Annotated in this window: 10 protein-coding genes; all 10 read right to left on the bottom strand. The window is 68.4% G+C overall.

The annotated features are described in order from the left end of the window. Positions 1-46: 46 nt before the first annotated feature. Complete coding sequence (gene addA / locus ACQR0W_RS09310; RefSeq protein ID WP_316186519.1) at positions 47-3,520, bottom strand: double-strand break repair helicase AddA; 3,474 nt, start codon at positions 3,518-3,520, stop codon at positions 47-49. Beyond that, on the bottom strand, positions 3,514-6,660 hold the full coding sequence (gene addB, locus ACQR0W_RS09305; protein WP_316170027.1) for a double-strand break repair protein AddB: 3,147 nt from the start codon (positions 6,658-6,660) through the stop codon (positions 3,514-3,516). The genes addA and addB overlap by 7 nt, the downstream gene beginning before the upstream one ends. Before the next feature lie 898 nt (positions 6,661-7,558). Beyond that, complete coding sequence (locus ACQR0W_RS09300) at positions 7,559-8,281, bottom strand: nucleotidyltransferase family protein (protein ID WP_315716898.1); 723 nt, start codon at positions 8,279-8,281, stop codon at positions 7,559-7,561. A 150-nt stretch (positions 8,282-8,431) separates the two neighbouring features. After that, entirely contained in the window at positions 8,432-8,737 is a 306-nt protein-coding gene (locus tag ACQR0W_RS09295) for a PilZ domain-containing protein (protein ID WP_315751762.1), read from the bottom strand. A 335-nt stretch (positions 8,738-9,072) separates the two neighbouring features. Then, positions 9,073-10,614, bottom strand: coding sequence for a tRNA (adenosine(37)-N6)-threonylcarbamoyltransferase complex ATPase subunit type 1 TsaE (tsaE, locus tag ACQR0W_RS09290; protein ID WP_316170028.1), 1,542 nt, complete (start codon positions 10,612-10,614; stop codon positions 9,073-9,075). Beyond that, on the bottom strand, positions 10,611-13,118 hold the full coding sequence (locus ACQR0W_RS09285) for a sensor histidine kinase (RefSeq protein WP_316170029.1): 2,508 nt from the start codon (positions 13,116-13,118) through the stop codon (positions 10,611-10,613). Before ACQR0W_RS09285 ends, tsaE begins: the two co-directional genes overlap by 4 nt. A 189-nt stretch (positions 13,119-13,307) precedes the next feature. Next, the gene (gene dut, locus ACQR0W_RS09280; protein WP_316170030.1) at positions 13,308-13,766 is read right to left on the bottom strand and encodes a dUTP diphosphatase; all 459 of its coding nucleotides are present in this window, start codon (positions 13,764-13,766) and stop codon (positions 13,308-13,310) included. Continuing rightward, positions 13,763-15,190, bottom strand: a complete 1,428-nt coding sequence (gene coaBC, locus ACQR0W_RS09275; RefSeq protein WP_316170031.1) for a bifunctional phosphopantothenoylcysteine decarboxylase/phosphopantothenate--cysteine ligase CoaBC — start codon at positions 15,188-15,190, stop codon at positions 13,763-13,765. The genes dut and coaBC overlap by 4 nt, the downstream gene beginning before the upstream one ends. A 168-nt stretch (positions 15,191-15,358) precedes the next feature. After that, complete coding sequence (gene ubiB / locus ACQR0W_RS09270) at positions 15,359-16,933, bottom strand: 2-polyprenylphenol 6-hydroxylase (RefSeq protein WP_316170032.1); 1,575 nt, start codon at positions 16,931-16,933, stop codon at positions 15,359-15,361. Next, on the bottom strand, positions 16,930-17,691 hold the full coding sequence (gene ubiE, locus ACQR0W_RS09265; protein WP_315716905.1) for a bifunctional demethylmenaquinone methyltransferase/2-methoxy-6-polyprenyl-1,4-benzoquinol methylase UbiE: 762 nt from the start codon (positions 17,689-17,691) through the stop codon (positions 16,930-16,932). The genes ubiB and ubiE overlap by 4 nt, the downstream gene beginning before the upstream one ends. Positions 17,692-17,794: the final 103 nt, after the last annotated feature.

The following is a 17,794-nucleotide window of genomic DNA, read 5'->3' as shown; positions in this document are numbered from 1 at the left end:
GGACGTCAAAGTAGGAATGGCGTGATCCCGGGTCAAGCGGGCTCACTCAGACGTGCTGGGATGGCAGCATGGCGTCCAGCGCGGAGGCGGGAAGCTCCATGAATTCAGCGGCTTCGGTCCAGAGCAGCGCGGCGCGGACGACGCGGCCGGGGTACAATTGGCCAAGCACTGCGCGGTACAGCGCGAGCTGCCGGACATAGGCCGGGGGCACGTCGGCGAGTCCCGAGGGCGGCTGCTGGTTGGTCTTGAAGTCGACGATCAGCACCTCGGTCCCGGTGACCACCAGTCGGTCGATCTGGCCGGAGACCAGTGCCGGAGGCTGGCCGGCCAGTGCGAGGCGGCCCACGATCGAGACTTCCGCCCGGCTCCCGGCCGCGAACACCGCGGCAAAGCGCGGGTCTTCGACCACGGCGAGCACGCGTTCCGCAAGCCCCACGCGCTCGTCCTCCGGCCAGTCGGCGGCGTTGCGAATCAAATATCGCAGCGCGGCATCGCGCCGCCGCTCCGGCGCCACGTCGGGCAGCGACTGCAGCAGGCGATGCACCAGCGTGCCGCGCTGCATCGCGAGGCTGCGCGCCGCCAGCGATTCGCCCGTGCGCACCGGCCGCTCGTCGGCGGATGGATCGGACGGCCGGAGCACAGCGACCTCGCCGGGCGCCTCCACCGCCGCCGTGCGCAGCCACGCCGGCAGTTCGACGGCCGTCTCGACCATTGGCCGCGTTTTGTCAGCAGCGGTTTCCGCGATGTCCTCGGCCCGCGCATAGCGCTTGACCGGCCCGTCCTCGGTTTCGATCACCTCGACCTGCAGGCCGGCGGCGTCCAATCCGCGCGCCATCAGATCGTACCAGCTGCCGCCGCGGACGTTGTTCATGTTGCCCGGCATGCAGCCGCCGATGATCAGCCGATCCGCGGCGCGGGTCATCGCGACATAGAGCAGCCGGCGATACTCGTCCTCGGTCTCCTTGAGCATCGCCACGCGTGCCGCCGCGACGGGCTGCGGATCGTCGGCCTTGCGCCCGGCCCAGACCACGATCTCCTGCTCGCCATGCGGCACGTGGATCAGCCGCAGCCGCTGCGAATCCGCCGGCGACGAGGTGGTGTCGACCAGGAAGACGACGGACGCCTCGAGGCCCTTGGCGCCATGCACGGTCATCACCCTGATCTCGTCGCGCGAGATCTCCATGTCGCGCTTCACCTCGGTGTCGGCGGCGCGCAGCCAGGCGACGAAGCCCTGCAGCGAGGCCGGCGCCTTGCGCTCGTAGGACAGCGCGAGCTCGAGGAACTCGTCGAGCGCATCATTGGCCTCGTGGCCGAGCCGCGCCAGGATGCGGCGCCGGCCGCCATCGCCGCCGAGCAGCCAGGCATAGAAGGCGAATGGCGTGTCCTCCGCGGCGCGGCGCTCGCATTGTTGCAAGCGCCGTACGACCGCCTGCAGCCGCGCGTCGTCAGCGGCGTGCGCCGTCAGTGCGTCGCGTAGCGAGCCGCGACGCTGCCACGCCAGCTTGAACAGATCGTCGTCGTCGAGCCCGAACAGCGGGCTCTTCAGCGCGGTCGCCAGCGCCAGATCGTCCTGCGGCAGCAGCAGCGCGTCGGCGAGGTTCATCAGGTCGATGATCGCGATGTGCTCGGTCAGCTTCAGCCGGTCGGCGCCGGCCACGGGGATGCCCGCGTGCTTGAGCGCCTGGATGACAGCATCGAAGGCGTTGCCGCGCCGGCGCACCAGGATCAGCATGTCGCCATAGCTCAGCCGCCGCCGCGCGCCGTCATGGCCGGTCATCGTGCCCGTCTGGATCAGCCGCTTGATCTCTGCCTGGATGCGCCTGGAAAGCTTCACCTCGGGGCTGGTGACGGAGACGCCGTCGAACGGCGCGCGCCAGCCCTCGATCTCCTTGCGGTCGTCGCGTTCGCACAGGCTCCAGAGCTCGACCATGCTCGGTCCGGCATCGGTCAGCGCGTTGTGGATGGGATGGCCGATGTCAGGCGAGTGGATGCTGCTGTAGACGTCGCGCTCGCGGAACACGTGGTCGACCGCGTGCAGCACCGTCGGCCCGGAGCGGAACGAATAGGTGAACGACACAGGATCGAACAGCAGCCCGGCGTCGGCGAAGCGCTTCTGCAACTGGCGCCTGCGCGCATCGAACTCGTGCGGGTCGGCGCCCTGGAACGAGAAGATCGACTGCTTCTCGTCGCCGACCGCGAAGATCGTGCGCGTGAGTCCGTCGCGCGCCCCGGCGCCGGCGGTGAACTCTTCGATGATGTGGGCGACGATGTCCCATTGCCGTGGGCTCGTGTCCTGCGCCTCGTCGATCAGCACGTGATCGACGCCGCGGTCGAGCTTGTAGTGCACCCAGCCGGCGGAGACGCGGTTCAGCATCGCCAGCGTCTTGTCGATCAGGTCGTCATAGTCGAGCAGGCCGCGCTCTTCTTTTTCGCGGCGATAGTTCGCGGCGGCGGCGGTCGCGATCTGCAACAGCGCCTCGGTGCGGTCGCGCACGACCGCCGCGCGGCGCTTTTCGATCAGGCGATCGAGCCGGCGCGCCTCCGATTCGAACAGGCCGGCGATGCCGGGATTGGCGTCGGCGAACTTCTTGGTGAGCAGGGACTTCCGCGGCTCCTTGTCCTCGGTCAGGAATACGCGGAGATATTCATCGACCTGATCGGCGCCCGAGAACGCCAGTGCGGCGCGGAGTTGCTCCGCCTGCTTCTGGTCGGTCTTGGCGCCGCCGTCGAGCCGCGCGGCGATATCGGTCCAATCCCTCAGTGGCAGATTGGGGCCGTCGACAATGTCGCGCTCGATGGCTTCCAGCGTCTCGCTGGCGCTGATGCCGAGCACCTCGCCGAGATGTTGCGCGGCAACCTCGACGCGGCCGGCGCCATCGGTCCAGGCCATGAAGTGATCGCGGCTCAGACAGGCCTCGCGGACGACGTCCTTGAAGGTCGAATCCGCCGCATTGGCCATCGCCACCTGCAGCGCGCGGCCGACCGCGCTGTCGGGCGCGCGGGCGGCGTCGAGCAGCACCTTGAGATTGGCGCGCTCCATCATCTCGGTCTGGTCGCGCTCGTCGAGCACCGAGAACCGCGCCGGCACGTTGGCTTCGAACGGGAACTGCTGCAGCAGCCGCGTGCACAGCGCGTGAATAGTCTGCACCTTCAATCCGCCCGGCGTCTCCAGCGCGCTGGCGAACAGTTTTCGCGCCGAGGCCCGCAGCTTCTTGTCGGGATTGGGAATGCCGGTGGACTGGATCGCGCTGTCGAGCGCGTCGTCGTCGAGCGTCACCCAATGGCCGAGCGTCGAGAACACGCGCTCGGCCATATTGGCGGCCGCGGCCTTGGTGAAGGTGATGCAGAGGATCTTCTCCGGCGGCACGCCGTCGAGCAGCAGCCGGATCACGCGCTGGACCAGCACATGCGTCTTGCCCGAGCCGGCATTGGCCGACACGAACGCGGAGGCAGCCGGGTTCGATGCGCGCGTCTGCGCCTCGCGCACGGCCTGCGGAATGGGGCGGGGCGCCTTCACCATTCTTCGACTCCCAGTCCGCCGGCCGCCGACCATTCCTTGATGCGGGCGAGGTCGTCATAGCTGCCGTAGCGGTTCGCCCACATCGACAGGTTCAGTGAGGTGTAGCCTTGATTGACATCCTCGAAGCTGCGGATCAGCGCTTCGAGCTTGGCGCGCGCCTCCTGCGCGGCCTGGTCCGGGTGCTGCGGCGTGTCGCTCTTGTTGATCTTCAGCTCGAGGATGCGCTCTTCGCCTGGCGGATTGTTGCCGGACAGCCTGACATAAACGAGCTGACTGATCATGCTGCCGGCCGGGATGCCCTCGAAGCCGCCCTCGCGCAGGATTGCCGCCTCAAGCGTCAGCTGCGGCGACAGGCCCATGCGCACCTGCTTGGCCGTCGGCGGCTGGCCGGTCTTGTAGTCGAGAATGGCGTAGGTGCCCTCGGCACGCTGTTCGATGCGGTCGGCGCGCGCCGACAGCATGAAGGTGCGGCCCTGATCCAAGGGAATGCCGATCTCGCCGCGGATCTCCGCGGTGATGGCGCCGATCTGCTCGCGTCGCGCGGTCTCCCACGCCGCGAACCAGCCGGCGATGCGCTGGAAACGCGGCCACCACAGCGCCCGCGCCTCGGGCCGCTCCATCAGCGGCGCAAAGTGCTTCTCGCCGATCACGCGCAGCGCATGCGCCGGATGCAGCGGCAGGGCATCGGCATAGGTCTGCGTGAATTCGCCGATCGCTTCGTGAATCGCCGAGCCGCGATCGGCGGCCGACAGCGGCATGTCGACGGGATCGAGCGGATCGAGCCGCAGGATGTAGCGCGCGAAGATGGTGTAGGGATCGCGCAGCCAGTCCTCGATGGCGGTCACCGACATGCGCAGCGGCCGTGCTGCCAGCGGCGGCTTCGGCGCCGGCTGTTCGACCGGCTTCACCGCGGCCGGCTGGTCGAGCACCTCGGCATAGCGGACGTAAGTCTCGCCGCGCGCGGTCGCCGCCTTCCAGCGCTCGGCGCCGGCGACGGCTTCGAGACGGTGCAGGAAGCGCGAGGCCACGGCTGGCGCGCCGCCCGACTTTGCGGCGTGCGTCAGGATCACCTCGGGCGCGCCGAGCAGTTGTGCGAAATCGTGTGCTGATAGTCCGATGCGGCGCTCGGGCAGGTCGAGGCCGAGCTGATGCCGCATCGGGCGGCTGAGCCAGGGATCGATGCGCGGCGCCGGCGGCCATATGCCCTCGATCAGGCCGCCGACGATCATGCGGTCGGCCTGCATCAGTCGCGCTTCGAGCGGACCGTAGATCTGCAGCTGCGCGCCGTGGCGCTCGGGCCGGCGCACCGCGCGATCGGAGAAGGCGGTATGGAACAGATCCGGATAGTCCGACAGCGGCGCCATCAGGCCGCAACGCTCGCCGGACGCGAGCAGGTCGTCGAAGCAGCGCGCCAGCGCCGCGCCGTCGCGATCGGTGAACGCGGTGCTGAGACCGACATCGTCTGTCGAGAGTGCGATCAACACCTCACGATGCCGCGCGGCGAGCTCGGCGAAATCCTGCGGGCGCGGCGAGGCAAGGTTTTCCAGCGGCGCCAGGGCCGTCTGCAATTGCGCGATCAGCGCGCCGGCGCGGTCGAGCTGCTCGGGACTGAGACGCGCGCGCGGCTCGGCCTTGTGCAGCGATGATGTTTCGCCCTGGTGCAGCTTGGTGTGCTCGTCGCGGAAGCGCGCGAAGTCGCGCGCAAGCCCGCTGCTTCCGGCTTGTGGCCGCGTGCCGCGCAGCACCGCGAGCTCCAGCGTCTCGATGGCACTCTTCCAGCCATTCGCGGCGCGGCCGAGCCGGCACAGCGGATGCTTGAGCAGCGCCAGCAAAGTCGGTGGCTCCAGTCCGCGCGCGGCGGCTTCGGCGGCGAGGCGCGCGAAGATGCCGGCCGGCGTCTCCAACAGCGCGTCACCGCCGGAATCGTCGAACGTCAGGTGCCAGCGCGTCAGCGCCGCCATCACGCGGCGCGCCAGCGCGCGGTCCGGCGTCACCAGCGCAGCGGACTTGCCGAGATGGCGCGCCTCGCGCATCGCGATGGCAATCGCCAGCGCCTCCATTTCCGGATTGGGCGCGGCGACGACGGCGAGATTGTCCATCGCTTCGGCAATGTTGGCGGCGATGTCGAACTGGCGCAGGCGCTCGTGCCAGACGGCGGTGGCTTCCGACGGCCGCATCGCTTCTGAGATCAGCACCTCGCGGCCGCCACGGCCGGGTGGTGCGAGGCGGATCACGTCGCGCCGCTCCAGGCCGAAGCGCTTGAGCAGCAGGTGCATGGCATATTGCGGATGATTGACCGCGGGCGGCGTCAACGCGCGGCCGGCGCGGTCCTTGGCACCGCCGATCGAATTCCACGCGGCTTCGTCGAGATCGGTGTCGAGCCCAGGCAGCACCACCGCGCCATGCGGCAGCTTGGCGACGGCGAGCAGGAATTTTGCCGTCGCCGGCATCGAGCCGGTGGAGCCTGCGGCAATGACGGGACCATCGGGATGCGCCGACAGCCGCGCCGCTTCGGCCGCGATCAGCAGATCGCGCCGCGCCGCCGGCTCGATGCGCTCGATCTCCTGCAGATAGGCCGGCCACGCGGTCCGCGCGATGCGCAGGAACTCGAGCGAATACTGCCAGTATTTGTCGAGCTGATCCGGCACCAGCGCATCGAGCGCATCCCACGACACGCCGCGCGTCACCATGTCGTCGATCAGCCGCGCGAGGTCGCCGGCCAGCGCAAGCGTCGAGGCGGGCCCGCCGATCACGAGCGGCGCCGACACCGGCGTCTTGGCCCAGGCCGCGACCAGCCGCGCCAGCGTGAGCCGGCGCTGCAGGTCGTCGAGCCGTTCCGGAATCTCCAGCGGCGCCGGCCCGAGGAACGCGTCGCGGTCCTCCGCGAAGGCGAGCTCGTCCTCGTCGATGTCGCCGAGCGCGACCAGGCGCGGCAGCACCGCGGCATCGGTCTTCAGCTCGTCGAGGAACATCTCGCGCGCCACCCGCAGGGCGCGCCGCGTCGGCAGATACAGCGTCGCGGTCGCGAGCCGGGCGGGATCGCTGCGTGCCTCGAAGCCGTCGACCAGCCGGCCGTCGACCAGCGCGGCGATCACGCTGCGCAGGAACGGCGCCGAGATGGGAACGGTGAAGACGCGCATGGCCTGCGATTCGGGTTGCTGTGCTGTCTATATAGGGACCGATCGGGCGGAGGTCATATCCGGGGTGTGGACGGGTGTTGATAGGTGCGTGACCATTGTCGCGGGCTCAGAGCGCGCCGCGCGGATGAGCCCAGCTGGACCCATTCACCCCCGCCGTCATCGCCCGCTTTCGCGGGACGACTGAGTCTGGAAAGCCAAGCTGCCCACCCGCTCGCAATGACGGGGACACGCAGCATCGTCCTCCATTGTGGGTACAGATCTCGCGCCGGAGACAAACCCCTATGCCCTCGCGACGCCATCGCGCCCGAGTCATGCGAAGCTCTCGCCCTCATCCGAAGCAAGGGCGCAGGGAAGGCCGGGCCTCGGCTGAGGCCCGTGGCCCCCGTGCGTGAAAGAGTGCACGGGGCAGGAACCACAGGTTCAGCCGGAACGACCCGGCCTTCCCTGCGCGACGGTGTTACGGCTTATACGTCCTCTCCTCGGTGTGCCGGCTTGTAGCCACCGTCGCCCGCGCGCGGCGTCAGCAGCGGCGCGAGCTTGGCATCAGCATCGGGATGCCGGGACCTTACGATTTCGCCGTCCTGCCCGAACCGTTCGTCCGCGCACCCGAAAGCACGCTGCAATCCTGACAGGCCATCGCATCCCGCGCTCAACGTCCGTGACGACCGCGATACGCCCCTCGCAACGAGGCGGGATGCGCATGAGAGAACATGAATTCTGTAAAAGCGAAAGAAGAATTTTGTGCGCGTCGGACGCGACGAGCGGGATCGGGTTGAATGTGCGGACGAAAATCGTTTCTCGACGCAGATGATTTGAGTGATCCCAGCGCAGGGTCGGCGCCGACGAGGCGGAGCAAATCGCGCAACGCGCCGACCTGATTCGCCCGTCGGGCAGTCCGCTACGCCGCACTCTCCATCAGAGCCTCTTCCGCTTCCGCCACCGCGGCCGGCGTGCCGACATGCATCCAGACGCCTTCGAGGCGGAGGCCGAACAGGCGGTCCTGCTCGTTCGCCTTGTCGAACATCTTCGTCAGCGAGAACTCGCCGTTCGGCGCGCCGTCGAAGATCGATGGCGAGATGATCGCGGCGCCCGCGTAGACGAACGGCACCACCTGATGCTCCCGCCGCTTGCGCAAGGTACCGTCGGCGAGCATCGCGTAGTCGCCTTGACCCGCGTAGCCGATCGAGGTCGCGGTCGGCGCCATCAGCAGCATGATGTCCATGCGTTCGGGATCGAACGCGTCGGCGAGCCGGGACAGGTTCTGGCGCACGCCCTCGATCCACATCGTGTCGGAGTTGACGTGGAAGAACGGCTCGTGGCCGAGCAGCGGCAGCGCCTTGACGACGCCGCCGCCGGTGCCGAGCACCTGGTCGCGCTCGTCGGAGATGATCACGCGGGGCGTGCTGCGCGCCGCCGTGTGCGCGATGATCTGGTCGGCGAGATAATGGACGTTGACGACGGCTTCGGTGACGCCGGCTTCGGCGAGGCGGTCGAGCACATGGTCGAGCAGCGGGCGACCGGCGACGCGCACCAGTGGTTTGGGCATCGTCTCCGTCAGTGGGCGCATGCGCAATCCGAGACCGGCGGCGAGGACCATGGCTTTGTGCGGCTTGACGGGCATCTTCAGGGCATCTCGATCAACGGTGGCATGTGCGAATCATACCACGCAAAAACATCTATCGTCTCGGCCGGTTGCGATAGCCCGTGCCGATGACGAATATGCGACGGCTGCCCGGCCATCGTGATGCAAGATGCCGCAGTCGTGGCTCGGTCAGGCTTCGGCCGAGGCGCGCTTGTTGGTCTTCTTCTTGCCTTGCTTCAGGAAGGTGACGCCGATCTGGTCGCCATTGACCCAGGCCAGCTCGCAGCGCCGGTAGGCCAGGCCGGTCGACGACAACAGCAGGAAGAACTCCTTCAGGTGAAGGCCTTCGACCGAGCCTTCGACCGTCAGCTTCGCCCCGGTCTCCGAGACGTCCTCGATGGTGCAGTTGCGCCGCCAGGTGCCGTCGATGCCCATCATGAAAGCCGGGATGCCGCGCTCGAAGACGACGCGTTCGCCCTTCATCCGCTCTGCCATCGCAACCTCCATTCACGCGCGGCGCGCAACCGGCGCCACGGGCGCAAGGTAAAGGGGGATGGCTAAGAACCGGTAAAGCCACGGGGAGAGATGCTTGAAGCCCGAGTGTCGCCACGGCGGCGGTCGGCTCCCCTCCCCCTTGCGGGGAGGGGTTGGGGGTGGGGGTCCGCGGATGCGGAATGTCGTTGAGTTAGTGGGTCTAGCAGCTCACAGCTATTCAGCTGCTGATTGTCAGGTTCTAAGCCCATCGCTCACAGTGTCGCCCGGAGACCCCCACCCCCGACCCCTCCCCGCAAGGGGGAGGGGGTACGCCGCTGGCGCCGTGAGAGGGTGCCTCAAGCCACGCCGGCTGGAGGCGGCACGTTGGCCGCGTACCAGTCGCGGACTGGGTCGAGCGCCGCGTGCGCCAGCGACCGGTGGAGATAGTCCCAGATGCGAGGCTGGTGCTTGAGGTACTGCGGCTTGCCGTCGCGGCGGTTGAGGCGGGCGAAGGTACCCAGCAGGCGGGTGTTGCGCTGGACGGACATGATCGCGTAGTGCGCGCCGAATTCGTCGGCGTCGAAGTCCGTCGACGCCGCTTGGCGCGCGGCGATGTAGCGCTCTCGGAGCGCCCGCTCGAGCTCTGCCGACACGTCGATCCGGGCGTCCTGCGCCAGCGAGACCACGTCGTAGGCCGGCGGTCCCATCACCGCGTCCTGGAAGTCGATCACGCCCACGCGGGCGATGCCTTCGCGCGCGGGCAGCCAGAGCAGGTTGGGCGAGTGGTAGTCGCGGATCACCCAGGTCGGCTTAGATGTCGGCTTGGCCGCGAGCGGCGCCTCCAGCAACTCGCGCCATATTTCCAGGAATTCGGCGCGCAGCACCTGCGACAGCTCCACGCCACGGTCGGGCAGGTACCATTCGAGCATCAGGCCGATCTCGATCAGCATGGCTTCGACGTCGAAGGTCGGGACCTCGTAGGTCACCTGCGGCGCCAGCGGCAGCACCGAGGGGACGTCCTGCCCGTGCAGCGCGGCCAACAGATCGGTCGCGGCCTCGTAGCGCTCCACGACCGGTCGTGGCGGGTCGCCCTCGATCACGCCCTCGCGTCCGAGATCCTCGGTGATGAGAAAGCCGTGGCCGAGATCGGCGTCGTTGATCTTCGGCGCCGAGATGCCGCGCCCGCGCAAGGCGGCGGCGATCGCGACGAATGGGCGGACGTCCTCGGCGAGATGCACGGCGCCGCTATAGGGCTTGCCGTTGTAGATCGCCGGGCCGTCGGGCCGCTTCGGCGAGTTCATCAGGATGGAGACGCGCTCGCCCTTGTGGAGCCGCGCATAGGAGCGGGTCGAGGCATCGCCGGCCATGCGCTCGCGGCGCGATTTGGCGTGCCCGGCCTCGGCGAGGAATTCGCGCAAGGCTTTCAGCCGTGCAACCACCGCGGCCGCCTTGCCGCTGCCGGTGATCTCGGCGCTGCGGGCGGTGTCGCCCTGCGATGGATCGTGGCGCAGCGCGATGTCGACGCGATCCAGCGGGAGAGTGCCGCCGGCGCGCTCCGGCCATTCGATCAGCACGACGGTCGCCTCCGGCAGCGGCGACAGGCCGATCTCCTCTAGCTCCGATGCATCGCTGATGCGATAGAGATCGGCATGCACCAGCGGGAAGCTCGGCAGGTCGTAGCTCTGCGCCAGAGTGAAGGTCGGACTCGGCACCTCCAGCTCGTCGTCGCCGGCGAGATAGCGGATCATCGCCCGCGCCGCCGCCGTCTTGCCGGCGCCGAGATCGCCCGTGAGCGTGATCAGTGCACCCGGGCCGATCAGCAGCGCGAGATCGGCCATCAGGGCGGCGGTGGCGGTCTCGTCCGCCAGCGTGGTGGTGAATGTCAGCTGGTCCGTCATTCCGCGGCGTTGCGTTGCGCGACGTGGTCGGTCGGGAAGTCACAGGTGACCGTGGTGCCCTTGCCGACCACCGAATCCATCCGCACCCTGCCGCCATGCAGCTCGACGAAGGAGCGCACCAGCGACAGTCCGAGGCCGGCGCCGCGATGGCGCGAGCCCTGCGAATGGCTCTCGAACCATTCGAACACCTTGTCCTTCACCTCGGGCGGAATGCCGGGGCCGGAATCGGTGACCGCGAAGACGACGCTGTGGTCGGTGCGGCGGGCGCTGACGACGACGCTCGAATCCGGCGGCGAGAAGCCGACGGCATTGGCGAGCAGATTGTAGAGCACCTGCACGACGCGGCGCTCGTCGCCGACGAAAGAGCCGACATCAGGGTCCACCGCGATCGTCAATCGGATGCGATCCGTGGCAAGCCGGTCCTGCACGCCCTCGGCGGCGGCCTCGATCGCCTTGGCGGCGTCGACCGGCCCGAGCTCGAGCTTCATGGCGCCGGCATCGATGGTGGCGAGGTCGAGAATGTTGTTGGTCAGCGCCAGCAGCGCGTTGGTGGATTTGGTGACGTAGTCGAGATACTCGGCCTGCTTCGGGGTCAGCGGCCCGGTCGACGGATCGGACAGGAAATGCGCGAAGCCGATGATCGTCGTCAGCGGCGCGCGCAGCTCGTAGGATACGTGGTGGACGAAGTCGATCTTCATCTGGCCGGCGGCTTCGAGCGCCTCGTTGCTCTCGCGCAGGGCTCGCTCGACATTCTCGGTGTCGGTGATGTCCTGGAAGGTCAGCATGGTCGCGCCGTCGGGCAGCGGGCGGCTCATGCAGTCGAGCACGCTGCCGTCCTTGCGCTCGAGCTTCAGCGCAACGTCGAGCCGGTTCTCGATCGACGTGATCGCCTCGCGGACGGTGCGCCAGGCGACCGCATCGTCATAGAGCTGATGGCACCAGGATTCCACGGTGTCGATGTGCGGATGCTCGCGCAACTGATCCGGCGACAGCCGCCACATCTTGGCGAAGGCCGGATTGAACAGCTCGACCCGGCCGTTCGAGCCGAACACCGCGACGCCCTCGGCAAGGCTGTCGAGGGTCTCGCGCTGGACCCGGATCAAGCCGTCGAAGCGGCGGGCAAGCGCGAAGCTCTCGGTGACGTCGTCGAACAGATAGGTGACGCCGCCTTCCGGGTTCGGCGTGGTGACGACCGACAGCGCGCGGCCGTCGGGCAGGAACCAGGTGTCCTTGGCGGCCTCGACGGCGCGATAGGCCTCGTGAAGCTTGGCCTTCCAGGCCCGGAAGTCGGCCTGCTCGGGCAACTTGCGCGCGGCGCGAAGACGGTCGAGCACCGACGAGTCATCCGGCTGGCTGTCCAGGAAGGCGGGATCGAGACGCCACAGCCGGCGATAGGAGTCGTTGTAGAAGGCGAGCCGGCGCTGGCCGTCGAACACGGCTACGCCCGAGGACAACTGATCGAGCGTGCGCCGGTGTGCTTCCCGCATCCGCACCACGGCCGCGTCCAGGGCCGCCGCCTCGCTGGCGTCGATGGCGACGCCAGCGCTGCCGTTTCCCAGCATGAAGGCGCGCACGTCGTACATGCGGCGCTCGCCGCCGGTCACGATCGGCAGCCGGCCCTCGAAACGGCCGTTGGTGGCGAGCGCGCGCTGCAGGTCGATACGGTCGGCCGAGTCGAGCAGCTCGATGTTGCGGCCGATCGCGTCCGGCACGTCGCGGGCATCGGCGGCACGGGCATAGGCGGCGTTGACGTAAGCGAGAGCGCCATTGGCCTGCCGTGCCCAGATCGGCCACGGCAGCGCCGCTGCCAGCGCGCGCAGCGACTCCGTCTCCTCGCCGAGCGCCTTGAAGCGGAGCTGCGTCTCGGCGAGCTCGCGGCGCAGGCCGGACAATTCGCGGATGCGCACGATGGCCTGGCCGCCGATGGCGCGGCCCATCGCCTCGATCGCATGGCCGTGCGAGGTGGTGAGATTGAGCATGAAGCCTTCGCCCGCCTCGCGCAGCGCGTCGACGGCGCGGTCGAGCTGCAGCGCGGGCTCCGGCGGCAGCCAGGTTCCAAAGGCGAGAATGCGCTGCGGCTGATCCTGCGGCACCAGCATCGAGGTGTCGCCGGAGATCTGCGGACGGTGGCCGCCGGCCGGCCAGGCGATCAGGATCTGCGGCTCGGCGAACAGCAGCGCACGGTAGCGATCGGCCTGCAATTGCAGCCCGGCGACGTCGGCGCGCAGCCGTGCTTCCTTCCGGCCGGCCGCCAGACGCGTGCGCACCAGCGCGACCGCGGCGACGACGGAGAAGCCGAGCAGCGCCAGCATCGCCGTGACCTCGGCGATATCAGGACGGCTCAGCTCGAACAGCGTCGTGATCGCATCCGGCGCCACGCCATCGCCTGCGAAGCCCGGTGTCGCCGGCGCAAGCGCAGTCGCAGCGAGACCCATCAGGCCCTTGCGCGCAAGTGACGTGCACGACAGCAGCGTCTGACGCATCACCACGATCACGCCCGACATATTTGCCCCAAACCGCACGAAGTTCCGCGCGGCGCCGATCGCGTCGACCGCGCCGTCTCACGAATCAATCAACCATAACCGCTTCGGGACTCCAGCGGTAAGAGTCCAGACCGTGAACGATGGTTGCGCCTGAGGAAAATGCGTCCGCCGATCGACTCTTTCGAGTCGGAACAGTGGCAAGCCCGTAGTTCAACGGCCCGTCGACCCGAAGCCGCCGCTGCCGCGCGCGGTCGTCGTCAAGGTTGTCGCGAGGCTGAGCTCGGCGCGCGCGACGGCGGCGATCACCATCTGCGCGATGCGCTCGCCGCGGCGGATCGTAAACGGTTCCTTGCCGTGGTTGATCAGCAGCACGCAGATCTCGCCGCGGTAGTCCGCGTCCACCGTGCCCGGTGAGTTCAGCACCGTGACGCCGTGCCGCGCAGCGAGCCCCGAACGCGGCCGCACCTGGGCCTCGTAGCCGTCGGGCAGCGCGATCGACAATCCCGTCGGCACCATCGCATGGCCGCCCGACGCAAGGACGAGCGGCGCATCGGGCGGAACCGCGGCGAGCAGATCGAGCCCCGCGGCATGTGCGGTCTGATAGGCCGGCAGCGGCAGGCCCTCGCCATGCGGCAGGATCTGCACGTCGATCGAGATCGTCTGTGTCACGCAACGGGTCCCATGGTTCTGGCGATCTCGGCGACGAGCGCAGTCGCGACCTCGTCCTTGGTCATGATCGGCCAGGACGCGACATGGACGCCATCGGCGTCCTTCGTCAAGAGATGTACGGTGTTGCGGTCGCCGCCCATCACGCCGGTCGCGGGCGAGACGTCGTTGGCGACGATCCAGTCGCAGCCCTTGCGGGCGAACTTTGCCTTCGCGTTGTCGATCAGGTGCTCGGTCTCGGCGGCGAAGCCGATGACGAGGCCAGGCCGCTTCTCCTTCAGCTTCGAGATCGTGGCAAGGATGTCGGGGTTCTCGACCAGCGTCAGCGGCGGGATCGCCTTGTCCGTCTTCTTCAGCTTCTGGCCGCCCTCATTGGCGACGCGCCAGTCGGCCACCGCCGCGGCGAAGATCGCGACGTCGGCGGGCAGCTCGGCCTCGACGGCGTCGAGCATCTGCCGCGCCGATTCGACGTGGGTGACGCTGACGCCCTTGGGGTCGGCAAGCTCCACCGGTCCTGCGATCAGCCGCACGTCGGCGCCGGCGGCCTGCGCGGCGGCGGCGATCGCAAAGCCCTGCTTGCCGGAGGAGCGGTTGGCGATGTAGCGCACCGGGTCGATCGGCTCGTGGGTCGGGCCCGCGGTGATCAGCACGCGGCGGCCGGCGAGCGGGCGCGGCACAGGCGGCTTGAGCATGGCGACGACGGCGTCCGCAATCTCGGTCGGCTCGGCCATGCGGCCGACACCGGCCTCGCCCTTCTCCGCCATCTCGCCGGCGTTCGGCCCGATCATCTGGACGCCGTCGCGCTGCAGGGTCGCGGCGTTGCGGCGCGTCGCCGGATTGCTCCACATCATCGGGTTCATCGCCGGCGCCAGCAGGATCGGCCGGCTCGCCGCGAGCAGGATGGCGCTGGCGAGGTCGTCGGCGGCGCCGTGCGCCATCTTCGACATCAGGTCGGCGGTCGCCGGTGCCACCACGATGAGATCGCAGTCGCGTGCGAGCCGGATGTGGCCGACGTCGAACTCGCTGCGCGCGTCGAACAGATCGGTGAAGACACGATCTCCCGACAGCGCCGATGCGGCGAGCTCGGTCACGAATTGCGTCGCCGCCTTGGTCAGCACGCAGCGGACCTGGATGTGGCGCTCCTTGAGCCGCCGGATCAGGTCGAGCGATTTGTAGGCGGCGATGCCGCCGCCGATGATCAGGGTGACGCGGGCCTCGCGCGTCTGGCCGGGCTGGGGGACGAGCGGGGCGGAGAGGTTGGCTGGAGCTGGCGGCGCCATAGGCGGCTCGGATGGATCGGCAGGCTCGATCAGCGCGCGCAGGATGACCCGGACTTCCTCTTCGACGGAGCGCCCGTTCTGCGCCGAGCGCAGTCGCAGATAAGTCTTGAGAGAGTCGTCCAGCTTGCGGATGGTCAGGCTCGCCATGACCGCCTCCCCAGCATTGCCCTTGTGAAGGCAATGCTAGCAGAAAATGACAGCAGTGCAATCAGTAGACGTAATGCCGATTGGTGAGCCTAGCTATTTGCCGCCGTCATTCCGGGCTCGCGCTTCGCGCGCCCCGGAATGACGAGTGGAGAGAGCGGGGCTCTCAGGTCACAGCCTGAGCACCGCGAACAGAATGCCGATGAAAGTCAGCGCGATGACCCACAGCGCGATGGCGCGCCAGCGGCTCTTCTTGCCTTCGGTGCGGCCCATGGCGGCGATGGTTTCCGGCGACAGGCGCAAGCCGTCGCGGCTCATGGTCTCCATGTGCTCCAGCACGGCGGCGGCGCGGGCGGCGAGCACGGGCAGGGTCGCGCTGAGCCGGACCAGGTCGCCGACGCCGGACACGGCGCCTTCGATGCGGCCGAGCGGGCCGAGATTGCGCTCGATCCATTCGCGCACCACGGGATCGGCGACCTTCCAGATGTCGAGCTTGGGATCGAAGCCGCGCGCGACGCCCTCGACCACCACCATGGTCTTCTGCAGCAGGATCAGCTCCGGCCGGGTGCGCATGTCGAACAGGCCGGTGACCTCGAGCAGCAGGGTCAGCAGCTTGGCCATCGAGATTTCTTCGGCCGTGCGGTTGTGGATCGGCTCGCCAATGGCGCGGATGGCCTGTGCGAAATTCTCCACCGAATGATGCGGCGGCACGTAGCCGGCCTCGAAATGCACTTCGGCGACGCGGCGGTAGTCGCGGGTGATGAAGCCGAGCAGGATCTCGGCGAGGAAGCGCCGCTCCTTCATGCCGAGCCGGCCCATGATGCCGAAATCCACCGCGACCAGCCGTCCCTGCTGGTCCAGGAACAGGTTGCCCGGGTGCATGTCGGCGTGGAAGAAGCCGTCGCGCAGCGCGTGGCGCAGAAAGCTCTGGATCACCTTGCGGCCGACGTCGGGCAGATCGACATTGGCCTCTGCGAGCCGGGCGTGATCGTTCAGCGCGATGCCGTCGATCCACTCCATCGTCAGCACGGTGTTGGCGGTGCGATCCCAGTCGACCGTGGGTACGCGGAAGTCCGGATCGTCCTTGATGTTTTCCGCCATCTCGGAGAGCGCAGCGGCCTCCAGGCGAAGGTCCATCTCCATCGCGACCGAGCGCGACATCGTGTTGATGACCTCGACCAGCCGCAGCCGCCGCGCCTCCGACGAATGCGCCTCGGCCTTTTCGGCGACGAAGAAGAAATCGGAGAGGTCGCGGCGGAAGCGCGAGGCGACGTTCGGCCGAAGCACCTTCACCGCGACCGGACGACGAATGCCGTCGCGCTCGACCTCGCCGCGATGCACCTGCGCGATCGAGGCGGCGGCGACCGGAGGACCGAGATGCGTGAACAGCTGGCTGATCGGGCGCTCGAGCGCGGTGGCGATGACCGCCTCGGCCTCGGCCTGCGGGAATGGCGGCAGCCGGTCCTGCAGCGATTCGAGGTCGCGCGCCATGATGACGCCGACGACGTCGGGCCGCGTCGCCAGGAACTGGCCGAGCTTGAGATAGGCCGGGCCCATGCGCTCCAGCGCCCGCGACAATCTTGGCCCGGACTTGGCGCCGGGGCGCTCGACGAGGCGCGCCAGCTTCAGCGCGAGCTGGCCCGGCGGCGGCGCCAGGCTCGGATCGACGGCGCCGAACACGCCCTCGCGCGCGAACACGAAGGCGGCCCGGGCGAGCCGCGTAATGTGGGTGAGTGCGGAGATCACAAACGCCAGCCGGAATGAAGCGCGACGATGCCGCCGGAGAGAGTCTGCCAGGACACGCGGGAGAAGCCGGCCGCCGAGATCATCTCGGCGAAGGCGCTGGGACGCGGAAACTGGCGGATCGATTCGACGAGGTAGCGGTAGGACTCGGCATCGCCGGTGACGGCGCGGCCGAGCTGCGGGATCACGTTGAAGGAGAACAGGTCGTAGAGCTTGTCGAGCCCGGGCATCTCGACGGTGGAGAATTCCAGGCACAGGAATCGGCCGCCATGCTTGAGCACGCGGAAGGCCTCGGCGAGCGCGAGCTCGATCTGCGGCACGTTGCGGATGCCGAAGGCGATCGTATAGGCGTCGAAGGAGCGGTCGGGAAAGGCGAGCTTTTCGGCATTGCCCTCGACGAACGAGACCTTGTCGTCGAGATATTGCTTCAGCGCCCGCTGGCGCCCGACCTCGAGCATGTCGCTGTTGATGTCGCACACGGTGGCATGGAAGCCGGCGCCGGCCTTCCTGGCGGCGCGGAAGGAGATGTCGCCGGTGCCGCCGGCCACGTCGAGCAGCGCAAACGGCGCGTCGCTCTTCGGCGGGTTCAGCGTGTTGATCATGATGTCCTTCCAGACGCGGTGCAGTCCGCCCGACATCAGGTCGTTCATCAGGTCGTAGCGCTGTGCCACGCTGTGAAACACGTCGTTCACCAGCGTCTGCTTCTCGCCCAGAGGCACGTCCCTGAAGCCGAAATGAGTGGTTTGGTCCGGCTGATCCATCACCCTTACTCCGATACGGCACCATAGCGCTGATGCGGCCAAGGCGCTATCACGTCAGCCGGACAAGGTGAATGGTCGCGGATGCAAAAGGTGAAATGAGCCG

Origin of the sequence: Bradyrhizobium sp. HKCCYLRH1034, assembly GCF_051168375.1 — a bacterium.
In the GTDB taxonomy this organism is placed as follows: Bacteria; Pseudomonadota; Alphaproteobacteria; order Rhizobiales; family Xanthobacteraceae; genus Bradyrhizobium.
The sequence above is the reverse complement of the archived record's forward strand: the minus strand, read 5'-3'. Positions and strand labels throughout refer to the sequence as shown.

Coding starts and splice junctions, on each gene's coding strand:
- tsaE (WP_316170028.1), bottom strand. CDS start 10,614: ATGACGGACCAGCTGACATTCACCACCACGCTGGCGGACGAGACCGCC.
- addA (WP_316186519.1), bottom strand. CDS start 3,520: ATGGTGAAGGCGCCCCGCCCCATTCCGCAGGCCGTGCGCGAGGCGCAG.
- ACQR0W_RS09285 (WP_316170029.1), bottom strand. CDS start 13,118: ATGTCGGGCGTGATCGTGGTGATGCGTCAGACGCTGCTGTCGTGCACG.
- addB (WP_316170027.1), bottom strand. CDS start 6,660: ATGCGCGTCTTCACCGTTCCCATCTCGGCGCCGTTCCTGCGCAGCGTG.
- ACQR0W_RS09300 (WP_315716898.1), bottom strand. CDS start 8,281: ATGCCCGTCAAGCCGCACAAAGCCATGGTCCTCGCCGCCGGTCTCGGA.
- coaBC (WP_316170031.1), bottom strand. CDS start 15,190: ATGGCGAGCCTGACCATCCGCAAGCTGGACGACTCTCTCAAGACTTAT.
- ACQR0W_RS09295 (WP_315751762.1), bottom strand. CDS start 8,737: ATGGCAGAGCGGATGAAGGGCGAACGCGTCGTCTTCGAGCGCGGCATC.
- ubiE (WP_315716905.1), bottom strand. CDS start 17,691: ATGGATCAGCCGGACCAAACCACTCATTTCGGCTTCAGGGACGTGCCT.